Annotated in this window: 2 protein-coding genes and 1 pseudogene; 1 reads left to right on the forward strand and 2 read right to left on the reverse strand. The window is 69.4% G+C overall.

Annotated elements, in window-relative coordinates; translation table 11 throughout:
* Positions 1 to 244, forward strand: a 244-nt coding sequence (locus tag D180_RS18385) for a dienelactone hydrolase family protein (RefSeq protein WP_017913938.1), incomplete at its 5' end; no start/stop codon positions are given.
* Positions 245 to 450: 206 nt separating this feature from the next.
* Here the strand turns inward: D180_RS18385 and D180_RS18390 are convergent.
* A complete protein-coding gene (locus D180_RS18390) occupies positions 451 to 714 on the reverse strand; it encodes a helix-hairpin-helix domain-containing protein (protein ID WP_017913939.1) in 264 nt (87 codons plus the stop codon).
* 13 nt (positions 715 to 727) lie between these two features.
* Positions 728 to 862 (reverse strand): annotated as a pseudogene (locus D180_RS23545) (octaprenyl-diphosphate synthase); the annotation flags it as partial.

Genomic DNA, 862 nt, shown 5'->3' on the forward strand with positions numbered 1-862 from the left:
ACCGGTGCTGGTGCTCAATGGTGCCGACGACAAGAGCGTGAGCCGCGACGATATCGCCGCCTTCGAGCAGGAAATGAACGGCGCTGGCGCCGACTGGCAGTTCGTCAACTTCAGCGGTGCCGTGCATTGCTTCGCCGAAGCCGACGCCAACAGCCCGCCGGGCTGCCAGTACAACCCGCGTGCGGCCAAGCGCGCCTACCGGATGCTCGAGGATTTCTTCGAGGAGCGGTTCGGGCGGGAGTAGGGAGGTGCCTCGCGCTGCGCGCTTGGCGGGATTGGGGATTGGTAAAAGCGGACCGTCGGTGCCGCCCAACTGATCGGTTGGTGTGGCGAGCCTGTAGCGCTTCAGGCGTCAACCAAGCCGCCGTCGCGAATCCCCAATCCCGAATCACCAATCCCCTCCGGCGCGCGGCTGCGCGCCGATGGCGGCTAAATGGGCCCAATAGGCCCTTAAGGTGTCTTGGCGGAGTGCTTGAGCAAGTGCGCCTGCGCCGCGGCGATGGCGCCGCTCATGGCCGCGCGCGCTTGCGGGCTGTTGCGCCAGCAGGTGGAGCCGAGCAGCGCCGCGGCCTGTTCGGTGAGTTGCCGTGCATCGCAGGCGGCTAGCGCCTGCAGCGAGTGCACGCCCAATTGTTCCAGGCGCGCGACCACGGTGGGACCGACGCCTTTCACCGCCAGCAGTACGGCGCGGTCCTCGGCGTCAAAGGCGATCATGCCCGGGCAGCGCTCAGTGTCTGCGCTCGACCGCGTAACGCGCCAGGCCGCGCAGGGCGGCCACGGCCTCGTTCTCGGGCAGGCCGTCCAGGGCGCGCTCGGCGGCGGCGGCGTAGTCGGCCGCGCGGCGGCGGCTGTAGTCGATGCC

The sequence above is a fragment of the Xanthomonas sp. SHU 166 genome, from assembly GCF_000364685.1.
Lineage (GTDB): Bacteria > Pseudomonadota > Gammaproteobacteria > Xanthomonadales > Xanthomonadaceae > Xanthomonas_A > Xanthomonas_A sontii.

Excerpts from the sequence above, each read along its gene's own strand:
- D180_RS18390 (WP_017913939.1), bottom strand. The coding sequence starts at position 714 with ATGATCGCCTTTGACGCCGAGGACCGCGCCGTACTGCTGGCGGTGAAA.